Origin of the sequence: Ruegeria sp. Alg231-54, assembly GCF_900143525.1 — a bacterium.
GTDB lineage: Bacteria > Pseudomonadota > Alphaproteobacteria > Rhodobacterales > Rhodobacteraceae > Ruegeria.
The window spans coordinates 202,065-226,368 of sequence record NZ_FREZ01000004.1 but is presented as its reverse complement, the minus strand read 5'-3'; the positions used below and the strand labels follow the sequence as shown (position 1 = coordinate 226,368).

Below are 24,304 nucleotides of genomic sequence, written 5' to 3'. Positions count from 1 at the left end.
GTAAAATTGGAACAAGCTAGTCGAAAGAAATACCTGTTATTCTGCGATGCAGCGCAAATTAATTAACAATAAAAATCAATAGGTTATGGCGGAGACGAAGGGATTCGAACCCTCGAGACCCTTCCGGGCCTACTCCCTTAGCAGGGGAGCGCCTTCGACCACTCGGCCACGTCTCCGCTGGCCGGTATATCCTTGCATGTCGACCAGATACAAGACGATTTTGATCAAGCGCGATATTTTTCTGAATTCGATTGCGTCGGTGCTGTTGGGATGCATTTGCTTGGTGAAAGTGCTGCCCCATCTGTTCCCTAATGCGATTTGGAACTATGTGGAGCGTCACCGCGACGTTAACCCGGTTCGTCAGCTTCGATTGCCGCTCGCATGAGAAACAGCGTCGCCGGGTCTAGATCATATTGGGCCATGATAGCCTCAAAGTTGGGGTTCAGTGCATTGGTGCCCCAAGGTCGTACAGCCAGGGCAATCCAGATCGCAACAGTGCTGTCTTTGTCCAACTGATGCCGAAACACATCCAGGATTCGGGGTCGCAAATCGGGATAGGTCGTTCCGCCATCGGCCAGACTGCGGATCAGGATTCGCTTTTCGTCGGCCGTGCGTTCGGGCCGCTGCAGCGACTTTTCAATTTCAAGGATTGCCTGATCACCATCCGCTGCGATACCCGCCAAACCCCAGTCGTACAGGTTGAGGCCTCCACTGCGAAGCGCGCTTTGATAACCAAGCCTTACGCGTTCTTTGGCCTTTGGGTCCGACTGAAGACCCAACAATCGGATAAGTGCCGGTGCGTAGGCAAGACGATTGGGATTGCGAAGATCCTGCAGCAATTGTGCGGTTGGCACGGCATCGGTCAGATGGGTCAAAAGCCAATAGGGCGCGCGGTGGATTTCGATTAGCGCCGTGTTGCGCAACAGGCGATCTTCGTGTGTGAGATAGGCACTAAAAAACGCAACCTGCGCCGCGCGATCCGGCGCGCCACTGGCCCAGCCCTGCCCTTCGGCACGCAGTGTTTCAAGGAAGTGGGCCCGATCCGGTGTCATTAAGAACCCCTTGGTCCAACCGCTGGGCAGGCTACGACCGGCCTTGTCCTGATACCCCGTCCCGTAGACCATCAAAACTGTTCTGTCCAGGTTCGCACGAAAGGCGGATCGCATGACGCTGTCGACCAGGAAAGGTATTTCGGGCAAAGCCTCAACCTGTTCCGGCGTGCCTTTCAAAACCGAAACGGGGGAGAACCTGAAAGGGTTGTCTGGCGATGGTGCCGCCAGCACGATCACACGAGCAGAAAGAATCCGGTCCGCCAGAGAATATTCCGGAAGCTCAACGCAGACGCCGCAGGCTTCGGCCGGGCGGGAATGGAAGCCCACGCAAAACGCGAGAACCGCAAACACTTGCAAGACGCGCCACATGGATCACGCTCCGTCTTCTGGTACCCCAGCCTGAATGGTGGCTTTCGGGCTTCCTGATCATGTTATCCGAAAACCGGGTATTCGGCGAATGGTTTGCAATTTGCGGGCTGCACCGGTTGCACATATCCGTTGCACTTACATCAGGTCGTTTTCCACATCCTCAGCCGAGATTCCCAGTGCATCTAAGCCATTTTCAAGGTGATCCGACATATGCGGCGTACCAATCAGGTAGTCCGCGCAAGGGGTCGAAGCCTCGGACTTGGCTGTTGCGATGGCCTCAGGCAGATCTTCGGCGAAAAAGCTTTCGCGCCCGACCCACATGACAGCCACCAGTTCGGCCTGTTCGTCCTCGCTCATCCGGTCGATGAAGGCACGCAATTCGCCCTCGGCGCGACCCAACTCGCGCCCCATCATCGCAACCTGAGCGATTTTCCTTGGCGAAATTTCCATCATGACCCAGCTCCTCAAATTCGCGGTTTCAATAATACCACAACCATGAGGACGGGGCTGAGTCTTTGATCTTAAGCAAAGACCCAGGGGCTAAGGCTTGCGACTGCGGGATATCGGCTGATCGGGCACAGGGGCGGTTCGGAACGGAACAAACCGGGCCTTTTTGATCTTAAGTTTGATCGCCTGCCAGACAATCAGGAAAAACGCACGTCGCGCACCGAAGGGACGCCGCAGCAACGACCACAGGATTGCCCGGTTGGTCAGTGGCGCGCGCGGCCCGATCAGGGTGGCAATCAATCCACCCGCTTTTCGACCATAGTCAATCCAGACGCCGATACGTTCGGGGCGATGGTCGAATCGGAACTCATACGTCCCTTCGATCTTTTGAAACGGTGAGACATGCATCAGCTTGTCCGCAACGATGCGATCCGTCGGCTGGATCGGCGCAAACCCGGGATTGTTGCACAGATAGCTGTGGCGCGTGCCGTAAGTGTTCGTAACCTCTGCTACCACCGCATATAGTTGTTCATTGGCATCGAAACAGAACCAGAAGCTGACCGGATTGAAGACATGCCCCAGCACCCGTGGCTGCGTCAGCAACTCAAGCCTTGCAGGTTGCGTCACACCCATTTCGTTGAATTTGGCTCGCAACCACACCGCACCCTTCCCTTTGCCGGGTTCACCGCCGTGGTCACGGTCTCGCCAATACATCGCATTTACACGGTTCATCGAAAACAAAAGCGGTGTGTCAGGTCGGGCTTCTGGGTCCAACAGGATGTAATCGATGGAATACCGAAACGCATTCTCGATCCCGCCTTTTCGACCGTGGTAAGTATGGCCTGAAATATGGTCGATCCTGTTCATTCTCGTCAGTGTTCCAATTTGCCTGCAAGCCGTTCAAACGGCGCTGTTTTCTTTGACATATAGATACCTATCATACGAAACATGGTCCGGTTCGGATTAAAATCGCATCACAATGTGATCCAGCTTGGGCCTTACCGCGTAATGTTGTTATGTTTACCGAGATCGATACCGCGACCTTGGATGAACCGGTGGCCAGCAGGCCTTCACAGAAACCGTGGCGCGCAAAGAAACGCATCAAGGGAAAACCGGTGAACCGAGCGCAAGACAGTTGTGACAAACGAGCTGAGTGGGTTGACCACGTCAAACGTATAAGGGACGCGCAGGATCAGGCAGCGTTTGCTGAGTTGTTTCAGCACTTCGCGCCGCGGATCAAGGCGTTCCTGATCAAGTCGGGCTCAGATGCGGCCATGGCCGAAGAGTGCGCTCAAGAGGTGATGGTCACGCTGTGGCACAAGTCACATTTGTTCGACCCCACGCGGGCAACCGTGGCCACATGGGTGTTCACGATCGCCCGGAACAAGCGCATCGACGTCCTGCGCAAACAACGTCGCCCCGAGCCCGAAGAACTGGGATGGGGACCCGAGGCTGAACCGGAGCAGGACGACATACTCGTGCTGCAACAGGAAACCGCGCAGCTGCGCAACGCGATGACCGCGCTGCCAGAGGCGCAAAGACAACTGATCGAGAAGGCCTATTTTGGCGATCTGAGCCATCGAGAAATCGCTTCTCAGACTGGATTGCCACTGGGAACGATCAAATCACGGATACGGCTGGCGCTAGACCGCTTGCGCCATGCGATGAATTGAGATGACGGAAATGAGCAATAAGATCAAACATCACCTGACAGACGACCTGCTGATGGCTTACGCCGCAGGCACTCTGCCCGAGGCTTTCGACCTGATGGTCTCGACACATCTTTCCCTGTGCAATCAATGTCGTGCGCTGGCCGAAAGCTTTGACGCCGTTGGCGGATATGTCCTGGAAAAACAGGACGAGACCGTTGCGATGAACGACAAAGCACTTGCGGAAACGATGGCTTTGATCGCAAACGGTGCGCCGATTGCCAAACCCAGGCGACCCGGCTGCTCGGTTTTGCCAAGCCCGTTGCAGGATTACGTTGGCGGCGATGTGAACGACATCCGCTGGCGACCAATCGGCATGGGGGTCAAACAGGCGATCCTGCCGACGACCGGTGATGCAACAGCTCGGTTGCTGTTCATTCCGGCGGGCACCGCAGTTCCGGATCACAGCCACAACGGCGTGGAACTGACCATGGTTTTGCAAGGCGCGTTTTCGGACGAGGTCGACCACTTCGCCCGTGGCGATGTCGAAATTGCAGATGAAGACCTCCACCATACTCCTACAGCAGACATTACGGGGGATTGCATTTGCCTGGCGGTCACTGACGCGCCGCTGAAATTTAACAAGCTGATGCCGCGCCTGTTCCAGCCGTTCCTGAGGATCTGACGCAATCAGCGCTCATATGGTACCCTGCCCTGCAAGCTGATTAGAGGAGGCATTTGAAATGACCCGGACTATGTTCTTTATTCTTGCCCTTGTGGGTTTTTCATCTGTCGCTTCTGCTCAGTTGGTCGCTGACGTGAAGTTCGAACCGGGTAATTTCGGGACGATGGTCAGCGGGACCGTCACCGGGAATGAGTACTTCGACTACAAGCTGGGCGCAAAGGCCGGGCAAGAGATGTTTGCCGACCTCAAAGTCAGTGATACAAATGGCAATGGAGTGATCTATTTCAACATTTTACCGCCCGGCAGTGATGGCGTTGCGATCTACAACGGCTCGATCGACGGCAATACCGCGCGCATCGACCTGCCCGAGGACGGCGATTACACGATTCGAGTCTACCTGATGGGTAATGACCGCGATACCGACAAGACGGTCGGTTATAACGTGGATCTGTCGATCCAGTAACGCTTAGCCCTCGGACTGCCCCAAAGGCACAACATTTGTGTGATCGTCAGGCGCCAGTTCCTCGAAATCGAAGTTATCCAACCGCTGAGCCCGGCGGCCAGCCTTTTCCGCGCTGATCTTGATTTCCGAGATATCCTTGGCCGCCTGCCCGAAATGGCGGTCCAGATTGCCGACCCGATCACCCAAACGCTCAACATCCTTGTGCAGCAAACCCAGTTCTTTGCGGATCGCCCCAGCTTGTTCCCGCATCCGCGCGTCTTTGAGGATCGCACGCATCGTGTTCAGTGTCGCCATGCAGGTGGTGGGCGAGACGATCCACACGCGTTTGGTGAAACTCTCCTGCACCAGTTCAGGAAATTTGGCATGAAGTTCGGCATAGACCGCCTCGGACGGTAGGAACATCAGTGCACCATCAGCCGTTTCACCGTCCAGAATATACTTCTCGGAAATATCTGTAATGTGCTTGCGCACCGTGCTGCGGAACATCTGAACCGCCGCCTTCAACTCCATGTCATTGGTCGAACCGATCAGCGCCTCATAGGCCTCCAACGGAAACTTGCTGTCGATGACAATCGGTCCTGGAGGGTTCGGGAGGTTGATCAGGCAATCTGCGCGGCGTCCATTCGACAGGGTTGCCTGCAGCTGGAAACTATCAGAAGGCAGCGCCTTAGAGACGATATCATTCAGCTGAATCTCACCAAACGCACCACGCGTTTGCTTGTTCGACAGGATATCCTGCAAAGACAGCACGTCGCCCGACAGTTTTGTGATATTGTCCTGCGCCTTGTCGATGGCGGACAGACGCTCCTGCAACTGCGTCAGAGATGTCGCGGTTTGTTTGGATGATCCATGCAGGGATTCCTTCATCCGCTCCTGCATCTCGGCCAAAGCACGCGCCGATTTCATCGCGTTATCCGCCAGTCGGTCATTCATCTGCTGCTGGACCGAGGACAGGCGGGATTCAACCGTTTGGATTACCTGCACCTGCGCATTGGCCTGCGTGTCCGAAACATGCTGCAAGCCACCGCGCAATTGTTCCTGCCCCTGCCCCAACTGCTGCACATGCTGGCCCAGGTGCGCCATCTGGCGGGACAAAGGTTCTGCCATACGGGCCGACCGGTTGGCTGCGCGCAGCGACAAAAACAGCAACAGCAGGATCAGCGTAACAACCCCACCCACGGTTAGGATCACGGGGTCGTTCAGCGCATATTGGGTTCCTGCAATCACGATCATGTCGCCTCGGGTGTTCTTGTTTTATTCTCCATAGCCCAACCAAGCCAATGGATCAACTGCGGCCGAACAATCGCTCGATATCGCTCAGCTTCAATTCCACATAAGTCGGCCGCCCGTGGTTGCACTGACCGGAATGGGGCGTGGCCTCCATTTCCCGTAGTAGGGCGTTCATTTCTTCGGCCCGCATACGGCGACCCGACCGGACGGACCCATGACAGGCCACCCGGCTGAGGATCGCCTCAATCCGCGCTTGCACCATCTGGCTTTCGCCCTGATCGGCCAGTTCATCCAATATATCCAGGATCATCGCCCGTGCGTCCACCTCGCCCAGAATGGCCGGCGTTTCACGCACAGCGACCGCACCGCCACCAAAGGGTTCAATCGTCAGTCCCAGCTTTGTCAGGTCATCCGCAACATGCATCAGGCGCGCGCAATCGCTGTCGGACAGTTCAACAATTTCCGGGATCAGAAGCGCCTGCGCTGCGACGCCGTTCTCGGCCATCTGGTTTTTGAGCCTTTCATAAACCAGCCGCTCATGTGCCGCATGTTGATCTACGATCACCATGCCGTCTGCGGTTTGGGCGATGATGTAGTTCTCATGCACCTGCCCACGCGCCGCCCCCAAAGGCAGGTCTTCGACCGGTGTTTCTGGGACCGAAGCCGGTTCGACAATGCTGCCGCTGTAGTCCTGAGACAGTTCGGCAAATCCCGGTGCTTGTGCCTGATACGCCACTTTTCGAGCAGCTGGCGAGGGACGGTCCATCTGATAGACGCGTGCCGGCGCAGGTTGTGCCGGTTCCGGACGCATAGCGCCCAAAGTCGCATTCGCCACTGTGGAGGAGGCCCTGTGTCCGGCCTCGGCCAGCGCGTGCCTCAGGGCCGAGACGATCAACCCGCGCGCGACGCCCGGATCGCGGAACCGGACCTCGGACTTTGCCGGATGCACATTCACGTCGACCAACGTCGGATCGCAATCGATGAACAATGCTGCTGCCGGATGACGATCCCGGCTGAGGAAATCGAAATAGGCCGCCCGCAGCGCGCCCGTCAGCATCTTGTCGCGCACAGGACGACCATTGACGAACAGATACTGCGCCACCGCCGCACCGCGCGAATAGGTCGGCAAGGCGGCGTAACCGTACAACCGGATCCCCTCACGCGTGGCATCGATCTGCAGGGCATTTTCAGCAAACTCGCGCCCGATCACGCGGGCCAGTCGGGCGTGAAGCGCGTCAAACAGATCACCATTTTCGCGGTCGGCGCGGAAGGTCACGCGCCCCTCTCCACCACCAGAGACGTCACGCAGAGTGAAAGTTACCGCAGGTTCGGCCATGGCAAGACGTTTGACTGTATCGGAAATCGCCTGCGCTTCAGCCCGGTCGGTGCGCATAAATTTCAATCGCGCAGGCGTGGCGAAAAAGAGATCGCGCAGTTCAACCACCGTGCCAGCACGTAAGGCGGCAGGTTTCACCGCCTCGATCCGACCACCCGCCACATGGACCGAGGCCGCCTCGCCCCCCGGCACCCGGCTGGTAATGGTCAGGCGCCCGACGGCGCCGAGCGATGGCAGCGCCTCACCCCGAAACCCGAAGGTGTGGATATTCAACAAATCGGACCCATCAATTTTCGAGGTCGCGTGGCGCGACAGGGCCAATGGCAGATCCTCAGCGGCAATCCCACAGCCATCATCGGTGACGCGAATCAGCGTCTTACCCCCATCGGCAATGTCGATCGCGACGCGGGTTGCGCCAGCGTCGATGGCATTTTCCACCAATTCCTTTACTGCAGAAGCCGGACGTTCAACAACCTCGCCTGCGGCAATACGGTTGATTGCTGCGTCGTCAAGTTGCCGGATGACCGGTCGATTTTCGCTGATATTGGGGTGTGCCTGCGCCATACCACCAGACCTAGCACATACGCGCGCGATTCTGCCACCGCTTTGGCTTGCATTTAATGTGAGGAGGGGGCGTTCGAACAATCGCACGGTGCCAGCCTAGACTTGCGGTCAGTCTGGGCGCGATTGCTCGAACGATCCGGAGTGAGTGGTGGTCATCCAATAATCAATGGGTCATTTCATACCACGAATACGGTTTCACGATGCGAAGACTCTCTGGGCCTCAAGTCGGGTGGCGAAGTTTGGCCGATACCACGCAGGACCCAGCGGCGAGAAAATGCCGGGTCACGCGGTTCCGGGTGCACCCGCCCGGGTCCGGCACGGCCCCCACAAAGCCGTAAGCGCAAGGATCAGGCCGGACATTGTTGCGATCATGCCCGCAGCACTGACCGCGTCTGCCGCCCCCAGCCAGAGCGGGCCATACCCAGCCAGCACGTACCCGGAGACTGCCGACAGGATGGCAAAGATGATGCTCCATGCGATCTGGGTTTCCAGCCGGTTGGTCATCATGCGCGCCGCAGCGGGTGGGCAAATGAACATGGCAATCACAATGATCGAACCCACGGCGTCAAATGCCGCCACGGCGGCAATAGCTGCCGTGATCACAAGGGCCATGCCAAGAACTCCGGTCCGGACACCAATGGTGCGCGCGAACCCTTCGTCGAAGGTGGAAATCTTCAGCGGCCGCCAGAACAGCCATACAAAGACAGATACCCCCAGCAAAGTCAGCGCAATCCGAGGCAATTCCGGCGGCAACCCCGCCAGCGCCACGGGATCCAACACCGAAGACCAGCCCACCGCGTCCAACCAGATCAGGCTTTCCAGATTGCCATAAAGCGCATGTTCAACATCCAAGTGTACGGTCGAAGTATCGGTTTGTTCGAGCAGCAGCACACCGGCTGCAAACATCGTGGTGAAAACCACCCCCATCGCGGCACCCGCCTCGATCTGCCCCAGCCGCCTGACAGCTTCGATCAGAACCACAGCCACCACTGCCGCGCCCGCGGCGCCCAGCATCATTGGCCAGGTCGAAATCGTTCCGGTCAGCAGAAAGGCCACGACAATACCCGGCAGCACCACATGGCTGATCGCATCCCCGATCAAGGCCTGTTTGCGCAGGACCAGGAAGTTCCCGGGCAAAGCGCAAGCGATGGCGGCAAACGTGCCGATCAGCAAGGGTGTCAAAGACAGGGGTACGAATTCTTCACCGCTCATGCCGGAACCTCCTGCGGGCCGCCGATCTGGCGGTCGATCTCGGCGATCTGATCTTGGGTCAGGACGGTTTCGATGTCCCGCAACCCGTCATAGAGCGCAGCCGTTGCCTCATGCATCTGATCAGCCCTGACGATTTCCCAGCGCCTTTCATCGCGCAACGCCTTGGCCGCGCGCGCCTTGCCTGTTTCGGTGGCCACGCCATCCGCCCGCGCCAAACCGGCACGCCGCAAGAGACGCAAGGTCAACGGCTCATAGATCTTTTGCCCTTGCGCCAGTGCCAGCAGACCCTGCCGAATATGAACCCGGCGCTGGAACCGCAGGTGCCGCAGAACCGCTGCCAGAACTCCACGGACAGGCGCAAGTAACAGGGACAGTGCGAAAAAGCCAAAGCTGACCAGTACAATGATCGGGCCGGTGGGCAGATTGGGGGCCGAGGCTGACATCGCCGCACCCAGATAGCCCGCCAACCCTCCGGCCAGTCCAGCCAGCAGCACCACGCGGTCCGAACGGTCCGTCCAGAAACGCGCCGTGACAGGTGGGATAATCAGCAGCGCCACAATCAGGATCAGCCCGACAATTTTCAGGCCCACCACAGTAACTGCCATGACCAGCCCCATCATCGCCAGATCAATCCGGTGCACCGGCAGGCCCCGGGCAGCAGCGTATTCAGGGTCGAAGGCGACCATGGTCATAGGTCGGCGAATGATCATGACGAGCAACAGCGTCGCTGCCCCACCGATTGCGATGACCAGCGCATCCGCCCACAACATCCCTGCGGTTGAGCCCAGCAGGAACCCTTCCAGCCCGGCCTGACGACCGACGCCCATGGTCTGGATCACGGTCAGCAGAACGATGCCGAGACCGAAAAATACCGACAGGATGGCACCAATGGCGGCATCCTCGGCCAGTCGTGTGTGGCGTGTCAGCCAATTCATGCAAAGCAAACCAATCCAGGCCGACACGGCCGATCCGGCCAGAAGACCGATCAGATTGCGCCCATCGCCGCCAAGGGCGACCAAAACCATGAACCCAAGGCAGACGCCGGGCAGAGTCGCGTGGCTGATTGCGTCGCTGACCAGCGCGCGTTTGCGAAGGAAAAGAAACGTGCCGGTCACACCAGCGGATATACCCAGCAAGGTCGCACCAATCGCGACCAGCGTGGCATTATAGCCCAGCTGAAGGGTAAGAGCATCCCAAAGCATGATTTACCCCAATGCGCGCGAAATCTGGTCGATCTGGGCTGTGGCCAAACGGCCGCCATACGCCGATTGCAGGGTTTCGGCGATAAAGGCCTCGGCCACAGTTCCCTCGGCCACTTTGCGGGTATTGATCAGGAATACATGGTCGAAATAATCAGTCACCGTGGCCAGATCGTGATGCACGACCACGACGGTCTTGCCCGCTTCTTTCAGCGACTTCAGCACTGCGATGATTGCTTTTTCCGTCGCTGCATCGACACCTGCGAATGGCTCATCCAGCAGGTAAAGATCAGCATCCTGCGCCAGAGCACGGGCAAGAAAAACGCGCTGTTGCTGGCCGCCGGACAATTGACCAATCTGACGATCGGCAAAATCGCGCATCCCGACCCGGTTAAGACAGTCCATGGCCCGGGACATATGCCGGGCACGGACACGACCCAGCAAGCCCAGTTCGCGGGACAGACCCATCAACACAACATCAATCACGCGCGTCGGAAAATCCCAGTCGACGCTTGCGCGTTGCGGCACATAGGCAATTCGTGCACGCTGTTTCTCCAGCGGTTCACCAAAGACGGACACCTGCCCGGACAGGGGCGAAACGATGCCCAGCGCCGCCTTCAGAAGCGTAGACTTCCCCGCCCCGTTCGGGCCGATGATCGCCGTCATCGCGCCGGGTTGCACGGTCATATCCACCGAAAACACGGCAGGTTTTTGACCGTATGAGACAGTCAGGCCGCGAATGGCCAGCGGGCAGTCCTTTGTAATTTTTTCAGCAACCGAAGCACCCTGATGCGCAGCCAGCGACAGCATCGTTCAAGACCCCGCCGACAATTTGCCGTTCATGCCGCGTTCGGGCACGTCTGCGCCCAGCGCTCCGGCAATCACAGAGATGTTGTGATCCAGCATCCCGATATACGTGCCTTCATAGGTGCCCGGTTCTCCCATTGCGTCGGAATACAGCTCTCCGCCGATGCCGACGTCATGGCCTTTGGCCGCGGCCCCTTCGATCAGCGCGCGCATAGACCGATCAGAAACCGAGCTTTCCACGAAGACGGCCGTCAGCTGCTGATCCACCAAGGTATCGACCAGCTCGCCAATCCGGTTCAGACCAGCTTCGGACTGGGTCGAGATACCCTGAATGCCAAGCACCTCATAGCCGTATTCCTCACCTAAATAGCCAAAGGCGTCGTGCGCCGTCACAAGCACACGGTTGTTTTCCGGCACCTCGGCCAGCACTTGTTTGCCATAGGCCTCCAACTGATCGATTTCAGCCAGAAAAGCCTGCGTGTTGGCGGCGAAGGCATCCGCAGCCTCGGGACGGGCGTCTGTCAGGGCTTCTTGAACCTCGACCACCACATCGCGCCAAACGGCCGGGCTCATCCATACATGCGGATCATACTTGTCGGCATAATCGTCATGCGCGCGCAGCTTGGACTTATCTACCCCCTCGGCAACAGCAACAACCGGGCGTTTACGCCCAAGATCATGGAAAAAGTTTTCCATCTGCGCCTCAAGGTAAAGACCGTGCCACAGGATCAAATCGGCACGGGTCATTGCCACGATATCGCTGCGTGTCTGACGATAGGCATGCGGGTCGACCCCCGGGCCCATCAGGCCCTTGACCTCAACCTGATCGCCACCGATCTGACGTGCCGCATCAGCGATCATGCCCGTGGTAGCAACCACTTTCAGCGGTGCCTCGGCCCAGGCTGCGACCGGCAAAGCGGCGGCAAAAGCCAAAGCCGCAAGAAAACTACGACGAATCATGTCTGACCCCATTTAGGTATCCTCTTGAGAATGAATATGCGAACCATTCGCAACTAAGTCAACGCTATTGCGAATTATTCGCAAGAAAACGCTAATTTTGTCCATTTGGTCAAAAAGTTTGCACGCGAAAGGCTGGTATGCCTTCCAATCGGCCGCAAGCCGTGCGAATTTGGCGCAAACCTCCCAAAGGATGTGAAGATGGAAACGCAGAGCTCAGAAAGCCCCGTGCGCACCGCGCATCTGCCGCAAGTGACCGAGCCCAGAAACCCCGGCATGGATCTTGATCTGGACTGGGTACGCGCCGTGCAGGTCAATACTTCGGCCATTGAACGCCGCGCCGCGACCCTGCCCGGTCGTCGGTCGGTAAAAAAAGAGTATCAGGCTGCGTGGCTGCTGAAAGCGGTCACCTTGATCGACCTGACCACATTGTCCGGCGATGACACGGTCGGACGTGTGCGCCGTCTGTGTGCCAAGGCACGGCAACCTGTTGCACCTTTGGTTCTGAAGGCGCTGGATATGCCGCCTATCACAACCGGGGCCGTTTGCGTCTATCACGACATGATCGAAACCGCCGTGGACGCGCTGCATGGCACCGGCATCCCTGTAGCCGCGGTTTCCACCGGCTTCCCTGCAGGTCTGTCGCCATTCCATCTGCGCGTGGCCGAGATCGAAGAAAGTGTGAAAGCCGGCGCCGAAGAGATCGACATCGTGATCTCGCGCCGTCACGTGCTGTCTGGCGACTGGCAAGCCTTGTATGACGAGATGAAGGCGTTCCGCGTGGCCTGCGATGATGCGCATGTCAAAGCCATCCTTGCCACCGGCGAACTGGGCAGCCTGCGCAATGTCGCGCGTGCCTCGCTGGTCTGCATGATGGCCGGGGCGGATTTCATCAAAACCTCGACCGGCAAGGAAAGCGTCAACGCCACCTTGCCTGTTTCGCTGGTCATGATCCGCGCGATCCGCGACTATTATGACCGTACCGGATACCGGGTCGGCTATAAACCGGCAGGCGGCATATCCAAGGCCAAGGACGCGCTAGTTTATTTGTCGCTGATCAAGGACGAGTTGGGTGACCGCTGGTTGGAGCCGGACCTATTCCGTTTTGGCGCGTCGTCCTTGTTGGGCGATATTGAGCGACAGTTGGAACACTATGTAACTGGCGCATACTCCGCCGGTTACCGTCACTCCATGGGCTGAGGACAAAAGCAATGACAGTCAAAGAGATATTCGAAACCATGGATTACGGCCCCGCCCCCGAAAGCGCCGCCGAGGCTCTGGCCTGGCTGGTCGATCAGGGCGACAAGTTCGGCCACTATATTGATGGTGCGTTCACCAAACCCGGCAAAGGGTTTGACAGCCGCAACCCGGCGACCGGAGAGGTTTTGGCCAAGCTGACGCAGGCCAAACAGGCCGATGTGGACGCTGCCGTTTCTGCCGCCCGCAAGGCGCAACCGAAATGGGCGAAACTGGGCGGCGCGGGCCGCGCGCGGTATCTCTATGCCATCGCGCGCCTGTTGCAGAAGCATTCGCGCCTGTTTGCGGTGCTTGAGAGCCTCGACAACGGCAAGCCGATCCGTGAATCACGCGACATCGACATCCCGTTGGCGCAGCGTCACTTCTACTACCACGCGGGCATGGCGCAGCTGATGCAAAGCGAACTGCCCAATGCTGAGGCGTTGGGCGTCTGCGGGCAGATCATTCCGTGGAACTTCCCGCTGCTGATGCTGTCGTGGAAGATTGCCCCGGCCCTGGCCATGGGCAACACGGTGGTTTTGAAACCTGCCGAGTACACCTCGCTGACCGCGTTGCTGTTTGCTGATATCTGTTCGCAAGCCGGACTGCCCAAAGGCGTAGTCAACATCGTCACTGGTGACGGCGCGGTGGGTGAGATGATCGTGAACTCGGACGTGGACAAGATCGCCTTTACCGGCTCGACAGTTGTGGGCCGCCGCATCCGTGAAGCAACCGCGGGTTCCGGCAAGGAACTGACATTGGAACTGGGCGGCAAGTCGGCCTACGTCGTCTTTGATGATGCCGATATCGACAGTGCCATCGAAGGTCTGGTCGACGCGATCTGGTTTAATCAGGGTCAGGTCTGCTGCGCAGGGTCCCGCTTGCTGGTCCAAGAAGGCATCGCGGACCGTTTCCACGAGAAGCTGCGTTCCCGGATGGACACGCTGCGTATCGGCGATCCGCTGGATAAGTGCATCGATGTGGGCGCGGTTGTAGACCCTGTCCAACTGCAAACCATCAAGAGCATGGTCGAAAGCAACACCGCCGGTCACGTGCACCAAGCGGCAAGCGATCTGCCGGCGAACGGGTGTTATTACCCGCCGACACTGATCTCGGGCCTCGAGACATCCGACCCGCTGATGCAGGAAGAGATCTTTGGCCCGGTTCTGGTGTCGTCAACCTTCCGCACGCCTGAAGAAGCGGTCGAACTGGCCAACAACACCCGTTACGGGCTGGCCGCAACCGTCTGGACCGAAAACGTGAACCTCGCACTAGATATCGCGCCAAAGCTGGTTGCGGGTGTGGTCTGGGTGAATGCCACCAATCTGTTTGATGCGGCCGCTGGCTTTGGCGGCGTGCGCGAAAGCGGCTTTGGTCGCGAAGGCGGTTGGGAAGGACTGACAGCCTATACCAGGCTCAAGAGCAAAGCTAAGCCGTTGGCGAAGGTCGAAGCGACCACCGGCGAAGGTGCCCCTGTCGACCCAATCGACCGCACTGCCAAGATGTATGTCGGCGGCAAGCAGGCGCGGCCTGACAGCGGCTATTCGAAACCTGTGTGGGGCAAGTCCGGTCTGCTGGGCCATGTAGGGCTTGGTAACCGCAAAGACGTCCGGAATGCGGTTGAGGCCGCAGCGGGTGCCAAAGGTTGGTCCAAAACCACCGGTCACTTGCGGGCACAGATCCTATATTACATTGGCGAGAACCTCTCGGCCCGTGCCGACGAATTCGCCGCGCGTATCGACGCCATGACTGGCAAGAAGGGCGGCGCGAAAGAGGTCGAAGCTTCAATTCAGCGCCTGTTCACCGCCGCCGCCTGGGCCGACAAATATGACGGTCAGGTGCACGGCGTTCCGATCCGTGGCGTGGCGATTGCCATGAAGGAATCTGTGGGTGTCATCGGCGCGCTGTGCGCGGATGAGGCACCTCTCCTGGGTCTGGTCTCGGCAATGGCCCCGGCGATTGCGATGGGGAACCGGACAGTTCTGGTGGCCTCAGAGCCCTACCCGCTGGCAGCGACTGATTTCTACCAGATCCTTGAGACGTCTGACGTCCCCGCTGGCGTGGTCAACATCCTGACCGGCAGCCACGAGGAGCTGGCGAAACCGCTGGCATCGCACTTGAACGTCGATGCTGTCTGGTCGTTCTCGTCCACTGACCTGTCGAAGGAGATCGAGGTCGTCTCGGCCGGGAACCTGAAACGGACCTGGGTGAATAACGCGACGGCAATCGATTGGGGCGTGGACCATTCCCGCCGCTTCCTGCAGGCTGCGACCGAAGTCAAAAACATCTGGGTGCCCTACGGCGAGTAGGGCTCCCCGCCAAGGGAGGCCTACATGGACTTTTCAGGAAAAACCGTCGTCGTCATCGGCGGAACCAGCGGAATCAATCGCGGCATTGCCGAGGCCTTTGCGGCCTCGGGTGCCAAACTGGCGGTCGCCAGCCGGTCGCAGGAAAAGGTCGATGACACCGTTGCTGCGCTGAAAGCTGCAGGGGCACAAGACGCCATCGGCGCGGCCTTTGACGTACGCAACCCAGAGGCCGTGGCAGACGGGCTGAAACAGTTCCACGACGCGCTCGGTGATTTCGACGTGCTGGTATCGGGCGCGGCGGGCAACTTCCCGGCATTGGCGGCCGAAATGTCAGTCAATGCGTTCAAGACAGTGATCGATATCGACCTGATGGGCACGATCCACGTGATGAAGGGGGCCTATCCTTTCCTCAAACGTCCGGGTGCAAGCATCATCAACATCTCGGCTCCACAATCCTATCTGCCCTATGAAGGTCAGTCCCATGTCTGCGCCGCAAAGGCAGGCGTGGATCAGATCACCCGCACCCTGTCAATGGAATGGGGCGTCGAGGGTATCCGTGTGAACTCGGTCGTGCCGGGCTTTATCGAGGGTACCGAAGGGGCCAAACGTTTGGCCCCCACGCCAGATGCCGGAGAAGCGCTGCGTAAGGACGTCCCCCTGGGCCGTTGGGGTCAACCGCAGGACGTGGCAAACGCCTGTATGTTCCTAAGCTCCGATCTGGCCAGCTATATCAGCGGAACGGTTCTGGCCGTAGACGGCGCGCTGTACCAGCGTGGTTCGGGCAAGTTCGGCCAGATGATGGGGCAAATGTTGCGCGCGCAGGCGAAAGCACGCTCATAAGACCCATTAACCTGTGAAGTTGTTCATTTACGGCTTCACGGGATTGACGCAGCGTAAGACCCATTCATTGCGAGGGTGGGTCCTTACATGCTGAATAGTCCATTTGAATTTACCGAGTTTGTCGAACTGGCCACCATGATCGGCGTGGCCGGGGCTGGCCTTTACATTCTGAACTACTTTTTACTGCAAATCGGCATAGTCCGCGGAAATAGCGCGCTCTACCCTGTTCTGGTTATCGTTGCCGCAAGCTGCGTTCTGATCAGCATGGTAGAAGAATTCAATCTGGCCGGTTCGATCATACAGATGGCCTATATCGCAATCTCGGTCATCGGATTGCTGCGCGGATACCTGTCGCGGCATCTGATCCGCTTTTCCGCAGCCGAGCGCCAGTTCATCTCGCATCACCTTGGGTCACTGAAACCGCATCACGCCCGAAAGCTATTGAATACTGCGTCGGTTCAGGAGTTTGCCAAGGGCGACATTCTGATCGAAGAAGCTAGAACAACAGATTTCCTTGGCTATGTCCTGAGCGGGCGAACAACCATCCTTCGAAATGGTCAGGTCATCAATATTTGCGGCTCGGACGAGACACTGGGAGAGCTGACATTCGGCCTTGGCCTACCCGCAACGGCCACCGTCATCGCCTCGGAACCGACAACCTGCCTAGTGTTCGACAATTACCGTCTGTCGCGCCTGCTGCGCCGGAACCGGCTTATCGACGACGCACTGAAAGCCGCGCATTTCAGGCATGCGCGGCAAAAGCTCCTGAGCAGCAACAAGCATACGCTTCGGGCACAGAAACAGCCCGTCGCGGCCTGATCGGGTTTAGCCGTCCAGACCTTCGGGCTTGCCGACAATGGTGAAGTGGAGCCCATCAGGGTCCAGCAATTCGCTGGCGACCCGGTTGATCTCTTCAAGCGTGATCGCATTCACCTTGTCGTTGCGGGTGGCAATATAGTCGATGGGCAGATCTTCCATCTGCATCCCGACCATGATCCCCGCGATCTGGCCATTGCCATCAAACCTTAGCGGGTAAGCGCCCGTCAGGTAGGTTTTGGCATCGTCCAATTCTTTCTGGGTTACACCTTCGGACGCGGCCCGAGCCCATTCATCGCGGATCACCTCGACCGCTTCGGCAATGCGATCATTGCTTGACGACACTGACCCCAGATAGACCGAGGCCAGGTCCTTGGGCACCAGATAAGTGCCGATTCCATAGGTCAAGCCACGCTTCTCTCTCACTTCCTGCATCAGGCGGCTTTCAAACCCGCCCCCTCCAAGGATGTGGTTCAGGATAAAGGCGGCAAAGAAATCGGGATCATCGCGGTCAATGCCCGCATGTCCGAACAGGGCCACAGATTGCGGCGTGTCGAACTCGACAACGCTGACACCACCGGGGATGGACACATCGGCACGTTCAGGGATCGGCTTGCCTGTTTCCGGCAGGTCGGCCAACAGTTTATCCAGCAACGCGCCCAGCTCTTCGGGGGTGATGTCACCCACCGCGCCGACATACATCCGGTCTTGGACAAAGACATCCTGATAGGCGGTGACCACGTCATCGCGCGTCAGGGCGGTCACGCTTTCGATCGTACCCTTACCTTCGGTGCCGTAAGGGTGGTCGCCATAGGCCATTTGGGCAAAGTTACGACCCGCAATGTCATTCGGGTCGGTTTGATCGGATTTAAGGCCGGACAGCACCTGCGCCTTTACCCGGTCCACCGCATCCTGATCGAAGCGCGGCTCGTGAATGGTGGTGCGCAACAGGTCGATCACGTCGTCCCGGTTTTCGGTCAGGAACTGTGCGGTGATCGACACTGTGTCATCGGTTGCACTATACCGGAACGAGGCCGCCAGCGATTCCAGCTCACGCGCATAGGTGCGGGCATCCATGTCACCTGCACCTTCCTCAATCAGGCCGCTCATCAGGTAGACCGCACCGCGTTTGTCCGCGTCATCCAGCGAGGTGCCGCCGCGAAAACGCAGCTCCAGCGCGGTAAAGGGGATCGAGTGATCCTCGACCAACCAGGCGGTGATACCACCAGGAGAGGTGACCTCTTCAATCTCGATATCGGCCCACGCAGGCAGAGCGACAACGAACGCGATCAGCGTTGCGAATATCCGTTTCATTGCGTCACCTCATCATCGCGCATCAGCCAGCCGGTGACGGATGTTTCCGGTTGTATCACCTCGCGGGCAGCGGCGATGATCTCATCCCCAGTGACTGCCTGCAGAATATCGGGCCAGGCCTGCACATCCTCGATTGTCAGGCCGCTGGTCAGCGCGCGGCCATAGCGGTTGCCAATCCCATCCACATTGTCGCGCGCATAGGTCTGCGAGGCCCGCAGCTGCATCTTGATCCGGTCAAGGTCTTCTTCGTTCACACCCTCAGCGATAAAGTCGGCAACCACCTGATCCATTGCATCCTCGGCCTCTTGCAGGGAAACGCCCGCAGCCGGGACGACGATCAGATCAAAGGTCGTATCATCCAGTGAGACGCCCCGATAGAACGCCCCGGTGTAGACAACCTTTTGCTGCTCGAACTGCAGCTTTTCGTTCAGGTAGGATGTCGTGCTTCCGCCCAACAGTTCTGCCAACAAAAACAGAGCAGCCGCTTTTTCCTGTTCGCCCGGATCACGCTCGGGTGCCAGATAGCTGCGCTGCACATAGGGCTGCGACACGCGCGCGTCTTTGTATGTCAGACGGCGTTCTGCCGTTTGCGGCGGTTCCTGCGACCGGACCCGTTCTGGCAGGTCAGGGTTGGCGGGGATCACGCCGTAATTCTGCTCGGCCAGCGATTTGACCTCGTCAGGTTCGACATCACCGGTGACGACCAGAATGGCGTTATTGGGCGCGTAGTGGGTTTGGTAGAAGGACAGCGCGTCCTCCATGTCCAGCGTCTCCATCTCGTGGCGCCAGCCGATGATTGGCACGCCGTAGCGATGGTTGAGATACTGCGACGCGCTCATCTGTTCGCCATACAGGGCACGCGGGCTGTTGTCCGTGCGCTGGTTGCGTTCCTCAAGGATCACGTCACGCTCGGTGGCGATATCCTCGTCGTTCAGGCGGATATTGCGCATCCGGTCTGCTTCCATCCGCATCATCAGTTCCAGCCGGTCGGCAGCAACCCGTTGGAAATACGCGGTGTAATCATACGAAGTGAACGCGTTGTCGGTGCCGCCATTGGCCGCAACAGTGGCGGAAAACTCGCCCGGGGCCAAAGTATCTGTGCCTTTGAACAGCAGGTGTTCGAGGAAATGCGCCACGCCCGATGATCCCACGGGCTCATCTGCTGACCCTGCGCGATACCAGACCATATGCTGCACAACTGGTGCGCGGTGATCTTCGATCACGACAACATCCATGCCGTTGTCCAGCGTAAAGGTAGTGACCGCTTCGTGCCCCTCGCTTGCAGCAAGAGGGGTTGCGGCCATCAGGGCTGCCGACAATGCCAGGGCCCGAACCATAGGGCGTCCTCCGTTTGATTTATGCTGTTCAAACTACGGTGGCACCACGCGGGTTCAAGGCCAATGACGAAAAGTTAAAGATTATTCATCTACCGGTGGCGCCGATGGTGTTTCTATCCCGGCCTGGCGTGCCGCTTCATTCTGACGGTCGGGGTTAAGCGTTTCGCGGCGGTAAATCTGCGAATAACGATCCACTTTGAACAAGCGCAAGCGCGTCAGGCGGCCCTGCTTTCTGCGGAACTCGGCATCCTCGGCATCAACCACCTGCCGTGTATTTGCCGCAACCCCATAACGGCTGGAGGCCGTCACAAGGGCGGCGTCCGTGGACGGGATGGCCGTATTTGCGTTCAGCGAAGATTCGTTCCCGCCAAGGGCAACGACAGCTTCGGCCTTAGGGTTCGGATCGGTCAGGTTTTCACCACCCAACGTGGGCGCAGGCAAGAACTTGTAATCCTTGGGCTCGGTCAACGGTTTGACAGGCAGGACCGAGAATTCGTCCGGCCCTTGCCCGGGCGCTTCGAGATGGCGCAGTCCAATATCGGAACAACCCGCAGCCGCAAAAGCCAATGTCAAAGCAAATAAGGAACGCGGCAGCCGCATCAGAGTCTCCAGCCTGTTTCAGGCGCTTTTATCGCATTTCAAATGGCGCGTCACGAGGCCTTTTTGCCTTCGAACAACACCAGACCAATTGCTCCCGCAAAAATGAACACATCAGCAAGGTTGAACACGAAAGGGTTGTTGATGCCGCAGCAGGACATGTTCAGGAAATCCAGAACATAGCCATAAAGCAGGCGATCCACGACATTGCCCAGCGCCCCGCCAATTAGCAACCCCCCGCAAACCAGCATCAGTTTCGACGGGGCAGTGCGCATCAGCCAGATCAGCACACCGATTGCGATGACCATGGAAACACCGATCAACGCCCATCGGGCAGCATCGGTATTGCCCTGAAACAAGCCGAAATTGATGCCCCGATTCTCACCGTATTTGAACACCAGCAGCGGCGGTAGGACATCAATGTTCCCATCGGCCACGCGCATCACGTGAACGACCAAATACTTGCTGATCTGGTCGATCAGTAACGCGGCCATTGCGGCCCAGAGAAGCAGACGATAGCGCATCAGTGGCGGAAGTGGCGCATGCCGGTAAAGACCATGGCCAGACCGGCCTCATCCGCGGCTGCGATCACCTCGTCATCGCGCATCGAACCACCCGGCTGGATAACACAGGTCGCGCCGGCCTCAGCCGCCTCCATCAGACCATCCGGGAACGGGAAAAACGCATCCGACGCCACGGCAGAACCGATGGTCAGCGGTTGGGTCAAGCCCAGCGCATCAGCCATACGTTCTGCTTTCTTGGCTGCAATCATCGCCGAGTCCAGGCGGCTCATCTGTCCAGCACCCACACCAACAGTCGCGCCATCCTTGACGTAGACAATGGCATTGGATTTGACGTGCTTGGCCACTTTCCACGCGAACAGCAAGTCTCGCATCTGTTCTTCGGTCGGGGCTTTCTTAGTGACGACCTTCAGGTCATCCATGCCGACAAAACCGTTGTCCTTGTCCTGCACCAGAAGGCCACCGGCTACCTGACGGACGGTTTTGCCACCTGCGGTCACGTCCGGCAGACCATCGGTTGTCAGCAGACGCAGGTTCTTTTTGGCGGCAAAGATTGCCTTAGCCTCATCCGACGCACCCGGAGCGATCACAACTTCGGTGAAAATCCCGGTGATTTCCTGCGCAGTTTCGGCATCCAGCGGTTGGTTCAGCGCAATGATCCCGCCAAAGGCCGAAGTGCGGTCACAATCGAACGCGGCCTTATAGGCATCGATCAGTGTCGCGCCCTTGGCAACACCGCAGGGGTTGGCATGTTTGATGATCGCGCAGGCCGCGCCTTGCGCCGGATCGAACTCGGCCACCAGTTCAAATGCCGCGTCCGTGTCGTTGATGTTGTTGTAGCTCAGCTCCTTGCCCTGATGCTGCACCGCTGTCGCCACACCGGAGCGGTTGGTGCCATCGGTGTAGAAGACCGCCTGTTGGTGGCTGTTTTCGCCATAGCGCAAGGTCTGTTTCAGCTCACCGGCAAAGGCGCGGCGGCGCGGGGCCTGCGCGGCCAGCGCATCGGCCATCCAGTTCGACACAGCAGTGTCATAGGCAGCAGTACGGGCATAGGCTGTCTGCGCCAGATTCTGACGGAACGCATAGGAAGTCTGCCCATCATTGGCTGCCAGCTCGGCCAGCAGCGCGTCGTAATCCTGAACATCCACAACCACATTCACAAAAGCGTGGTTCTTCGAGGCCGCGCGGATCATCGCCGGGCCACCGATATCGATGTTTTCAATGCATTCGTCGTAACCCGCACCTTTGGCCACAGTGGCCTCGAACGGATAGAGGTTAACCACCAGAAGGTCGATCGCGCCGATACCATGTTCGTCCATCGCCGCCACGTGGCTGTCATTGTCGCGCAGGGCCAGCAGCCCGCCATGCACCATCGGATGCAGCGTTTTCACACGACCATCCATCATCTCAGGGAAGCCGGTAATCTCGCTGACGTCCTTTACCGCAAGCCCAGCGTCGCGCAACGCCTTGGCGGTACCGCCGGTCGACAGCAATTCGACCCCACGCTCGGCCAGTGCCTTTCCCAGCTCGATCAGCCCGGTCTTGTCGGAAACGGAAAGCAACGCGCGGCGCACGGGGTGAAGATCGGTCATGGGGTCAAAGGTCCTTTTGGCGTCAGTCAAACTCGGGCTCGTCCCGGTGTATATCCCGCACGGCATAGGCTGTGTCCTGGGCCTTGCTCAGCGTCCACCGGATGCGCGTCGCATACTCCATTGCGCGGCCAGATAGAACGATCTGTTTTGTCGCGCGTGGTTTTAAACGCCCTTTTTCCAAAAAAACGCTTGGTTCTACGGACAATTTTCCCACGCCATTATGGCGGAAAACCCAGATCTCACCACTTTTTAGCGCCATCGAAACCGCCGCGCCCCCCAAATCCAGCGCCGCATCCACGTCCGGGTGCAGGTGGAACCGGATATCAAAGGCGATGCCTTTCAGGCCCGAGGCGTCCATCGCCTTGTCGAATTGGCGCTTCGCCTTGTCGGAGGCCGTCAGCAGAATATCCTCGCAGGCCAGCTCACGCCCATCAAATCGCAGCTCAAAAGTGCGGGCATGAGTCAATCCGAAGACCTTGGTATACCCGTCATGCCCGGCCATGAAGCGCGTGCCTTCAAAGGCGTCCTCGAAATCAATGGGAACCTCATGCGGCGCATCCACCAGTGCCTCGCGTTCGGCTCCCTGCGTCGGCGGCGCCAGCCGAGCGCTTGAATACCCATCAAGGCACAGTGTCGAATGCGACGGTGTCGCCCGACCCGCACGCCGCCATTCCGTCCCAAAGCTTTCGCCCGATCCGCAATTGACCACCAGTGGTCTGCGGCCCGACGTCAGTTCGAACGCCAGGGTCGAGGCATGGGCGTTGTATGACGCCGCCCCCTTGGGCGGAGTGGCGGCATCAACAATCACGCTGGTTCTGGCCGCATAAAGTCGGGCAAATCCCATCGACAGCCCCGTGGCGTGATGTGGCCTGACACCGCTTTGCGCCAGTGCCTGATCCAGACGCCCTTCGACACCGCGTCCACCGCCGTGAAACCGGGCCAAAGCCCCGTCTGCATGGCGCAGGCTGCGCAAGGTGGGGGCCATGCGTTTAATGGCACTTGCCTGCGCCCCGGGCGTGCCCCGACCCAACGCGCTGAGCGCGGCCGAGGTCCATGAAAGCAGCATAAAGACCTCAAGCAACTCTTCGGGGTTGCGGGTTGGGATACCGCCCTGTTCGTTGATCTGACTGTCACACTCGCGTGCCAATGCACGAAGGGCAGGATCAGCCAATTGCTCCAGCCCCTCTAGCGCCAGACCAGCCTGCACCAGCCCGGCCAGCGCCTCAAACCGGGGAAGGCCGGGGGTCGCTGCCTTCCAACGCTTGGACAGAAACCATGTCTGTTGGGCTAACGACTGAAAAAACATCCTGCTTTGGTGTTCATCTGCGCCGCGCAACAGGAAAATCGCATGGTTGATCCAGCGAATAACGCGCCGACCGGTCAGATCAGGTGCCCAGCCAGGCCCCTGACCGCGACCATGCGCGTTGATCCAGCCCCAGACCCACCGCTGGGCCTTTTCACGCGCGCGCATATCGCCAACAGCCGCCAGATCGTCGAGCCAGGCAAACCCGTGGCGTTCATTGTCGAACCCGGTACTGGGCGCGGTCACATCCCACAGCTCGGTATCCTGAGCTTCGACCAGATAGCCTGCGAACAGCAGATTTCCGGCGACCAACTGACGCCCGCGCGCAAATGAGCCGACCGTGCGTGGTTCCGGCTCGCCAACAAACCCCGAGACCGCTTTGCGACGCTGGCTGAGCCGCGCGTAGAGACGGTTCTGAAACCGTGTCCACTGATTGGTCATGGTATCTGTCTTCGACATGACGCTCGTT

22 protein-coding genes and 1 tRNA gene are annotated in these 24,304 nt (G+C 58.7%); 7 read left to right on the top strand and 16 right to left on the bottom strand.

Annotation, left to right across the window (positions count from 1 at the left end; translation table 11 throughout):
- Positions 1 to 86 precede the first annotated feature (86 nt).
- The 4 genes from DHN12_RS10275 to DHN12_RS10260 form a co-directional block, all read right to left on the bottom strand.
- A tRNA-Ser gene (locus DHN12_RS10275) sits at positions 87 to 176 on the bottom strand.
- 171 nt (positions 177 to 347) lie between these two features.
- Positions 348 to 1,421, bottom strand: a complete 1,074-nt coding sequence (locus DHN12_RS10270; protein WP_108860112.1) for a hypothetical protein — start codon at positions 1,419 to 1,421, stop codon at positions 348 to 350.
- A gap of 135 nt (positions 1,422 to 1,556) precedes the next feature.
- Positions 1,557 to 1,874: a DUF3775 domain-containing protein gene (locus DHN12_RS10265; protein ID WP_108860111.1), complete on the bottom strand. Its 318-nt coding sequence runs from the start codon at positions 1,872 to 1,874 to the stop codon at positions 1,557 to 1,559.
- 87 nt (positions 1,875 to 1,961) lie between these two features.
- Positions 1,962 to 2,735: a DUF1365 domain-containing protein gene (locus DHN12_RS10260; RefSeq protein WP_108860110.1), complete on the bottom strand. Its 774-nt coding sequence runs from the start codon at positions 2,733 to 2,735 to the stop codon at positions 1,962 to 1,964.
- Positions 2,736 to 2,884: 149 nt separating this feature from the next.
- Here DHN12_RS10260 and DHN12_RS10255 point away from each other — a divergent pair, with 149 nt between their 5' ends.
- Genes DHN12_RS10255 through DHN12_RS10245 form a run of 3 tightly spaced genes read left to right on the top strand, consistent with a single transcriptional unit; the run spans position 2,885 to position 4,665 of the window.
- Entirely contained in the window at positions 2,885 to 3,541 is a 657-nt protein-coding gene (locus tag DHN12_RS10255; RefSeq protein WP_108860109.1) for a sigma-70 family RNA polymerase sigma factor, read from the top strand.
- A 10-nt stretch (positions 3,542 to 3,551) separates the two neighbouring features.
- Entirely contained in the window at positions 3,552 to 4,202 is a 651-nt protein-coding gene (locus DHN12_RS10250; RefSeq protein ID WP_108860182.1) for a ChrR family anti-sigma-E factor, read from the top strand.
- A 58-nt stretch (positions 4,203 to 4,260) separates the two neighbouring features.
- Positions 4,261 to 4,665, top strand: coding sequence for a hypothetical protein (locus DHN12_RS10245; RefSeq protein WP_234416615.1), 405 nt, complete (start codon positions 4,261 to 4,263; stop codon positions 4,663 to 4,665).
- 3 nt (positions 4,666 to 4,668) lie between these two features.
- On the opposite strand, the gene DHN12_RS10240 is transcribed toward DHN12_RS10245, so the two are convergent.
- The 6 genes from DHN12_RS10240 to DHN12_RS10215 all read right to left on the bottom strand — a co-directional run bounded on the left by DHN12_RS10240 (position 4,669) and on the right by DHN12_RS10215 (position 11,973).
- Positions 4,669 to 5,898, bottom strand: coding sequence for a DNA recombination protein RmuC (locus DHN12_RS10240; RefSeq protein WP_108860107.1), 1,230 nt, complete (start codon positions 5,896 to 5,898; stop codon positions 4,669 to 4,671).
- A gap of 52 nt (positions 5,899 to 5,950) precedes the next feature.
- Complete coding sequence (mutL, locus tag DHN12_RS10235) at positions 5,951 to 7,795, bottom strand: DNA mismatch repair endonuclease MutL (protein ID WP_108860106.1); 1,845 nt, start codon at positions 7,793 to 7,795, stop codon at positions 5,951 to 5,953.
- A 282-nt stretch (positions 7,796 to 8,077) separates the two neighbouring features.
- Positions 8,078 to 9,007, bottom strand: coding sequence for a metal ABC transporter permease (locus DHN12_RS10230; protein WP_108860105.1), 930 nt, complete (start codon positions 9,005 to 9,007; stop codon positions 8,078 to 8,080).
- Positions 9,004 to 10,209 carry a metal ABC transporter permease gene (locus DHN12_RS10225; RefSeq protein WP_108860104.1) on the bottom strand — a complete coding sequence of 402 codons (1,206 nt, stop codon included), beginning with the start codon at positions 10,207 to 10,209 and terminating at the stop codon, positions 9,004 to 9,006. The genes DHN12_RS10230 and DHN12_RS10225 overlap by 4 nt, the downstream gene beginning before the upstream one ends.
- A 3-nt stretch (positions 10,210 to 10,212) precedes the next feature.
- Entirely contained in the window at positions 10,213 to 11,016 is an 804-nt protein-coding gene (locus DHN12_RS10220; protein WP_108860103.1) for a metal ABC transporter ATP-binding protein, read from the bottom strand.
- Between the two features lie 3 nt (positions 11,017 to 11,019).
- On the bottom strand, positions 11,020 to 11,973 hold the full coding sequence (locus DHN12_RS10215; protein ID WP_108860181.1) for a metal ABC transporter solute-binding protein, Zn/Mn family: 954 nt from the start codon (positions 11,971 to 11,973) through the stop codon (positions 11,020 to 11,022).
- A gap of 198 nt (positions 11,974 to 12,171) precedes the next feature.
- Here DHN12_RS10215 and deoC point away from each other — a divergent pair, with 198 nt between their 5' ends.
- The 4 genes from deoC to DHN12_RS10195 all read left to right on the top strand — a co-directional run bounded on the left by deoC (position 12,172) and on the right by DHN12_RS10195 (position 17,174).
- Positions 12,172 to 13,170, top strand: coding sequence for a deoxyribose-phosphate aldolase (gene deoC, locus DHN12_RS10210; protein WP_108860180.1), 999 nt, complete (start codon positions 12,172 to 12,174; stop codon positions 13,168 to 13,170).
- Between the two features lie 11 nt (positions 13,171 to 13,181).
- Positions 13,182 to 15,515 (top strand): aldehyde dehydrogenase family protein, encoded by a 2,334-nt coding sequence (locus DHN12_RS10205; protein WP_108860102.1) that lies wholly within the window; start codon positions 13,182 to 13,184, stop codon positions 15,513 to 15,515.
- A 24-nt stretch (positions 15,516 to 15,539) separates the two neighbouring features.
- The gene (locus DHN12_RS10200; protein ID WP_108860101.1) at positions 15,540 to 16,355 is read left to right on the top strand and encodes an SDR family oxidoreductase; all 816 of its coding nucleotides are present in this window, start codon (positions 15,540 to 15,542) and stop codon (positions 16,353 to 16,355) included.
- Positions 16,356 to 16,442: 87 nt separating this feature from the next.
- The gene (locus tag DHN12_RS10195) at positions 16,443 to 17,174 is read left to right on the top strand and encodes a cyclic nucleotide-binding domain-containing protein (protein ID WP_108860100.1); all 732 of its coding nucleotides are present in this window, start codon (positions 16,443 to 16,445) and stop codon (positions 17,172 to 17,174) included.
- Positions 17,175 to 17,180: 6 nt separating this feature from the next.
- Here DHN12_RS10195 and DHN12_RS10190 read toward each other — a convergent pair whose 3' ends face one another.
- From DHN12_RS10190 to DHN12_RS10165, 6 genes are all read right to left on the bottom strand, one after another.
- Positions 17,181 to 18,485 (bottom strand): pitrilysin family protein, encoded by a 1,305-nt coding sequence (locus DHN12_RS10190; protein ID WP_108860099.1) that lies wholly within the window; start codon positions 18,483 to 18,485, stop codon positions 17,181 to 17,183.
- The gene (locus DHN12_RS10185; protein ID WP_108860098.1) at positions 18,482 to 19,822 is read right to left on the bottom strand and encodes a pitrilysin family protein; all 1,341 of its coding nucleotides are present in this window, start codon (positions 19,820 to 19,822) and stop codon (positions 18,482 to 18,484) included. Before DHN12_RS10185 ends, DHN12_RS10190 begins: the two co-directional genes overlap by 4 nt.
- Positions 19,823 to 19,903: 81 nt before the next feature.
- Positions 19,904 to 20,422 (bottom strand): DUF3035 domain-containing protein, encoded by a 519-nt coding sequence (locus DHN12_RS10180; protein WP_108860097.1) that lies wholly within the window; start codon positions 20,420 to 20,422, stop codon positions 19,904 to 19,906.
- A gap of 50 nt (positions 20,423 to 20,472) precedes the next feature.
- A complete protein-coding gene (gene lspA / locus DHN12_RS10175; protein ID WP_108860096.1) occupies positions 20,473 to 20,943 on the bottom strand; it encodes a signal peptidase II in 471 nt (156 codons plus the stop codon).
- Positions 20,943 to 22,532 (bottom strand): bifunctional phosphoribosylaminoimidazolecarboxamide formyltransferase/IMP cyclohydrolase, encoded by a 1,590-nt coding sequence (purH, locus tag DHN12_RS10170; RefSeq protein WP_108860095.1) that lies wholly within the window; start codon positions 22,530 to 22,532, stop codon positions 20,943 to 20,945. Before purH ends, lspA begins: the two co-directional genes overlap by 1 nt.
- Before the next feature lie 22 nt (positions 22,533 to 22,554).
- The gene (locus DHN12_RS10165) at positions 22,555 to 24,294 is read right to left on the bottom strand and encodes a heparinase II/III family protein (protein WP_108860094.1); all 1,740 of its coding nucleotides are present in this window, start codon (positions 24,292 to 24,294) and stop codon (positions 22,555 to 22,557) included.
- Positions 24,295 to 24,304 lie beyond the last annotated feature (10 nt).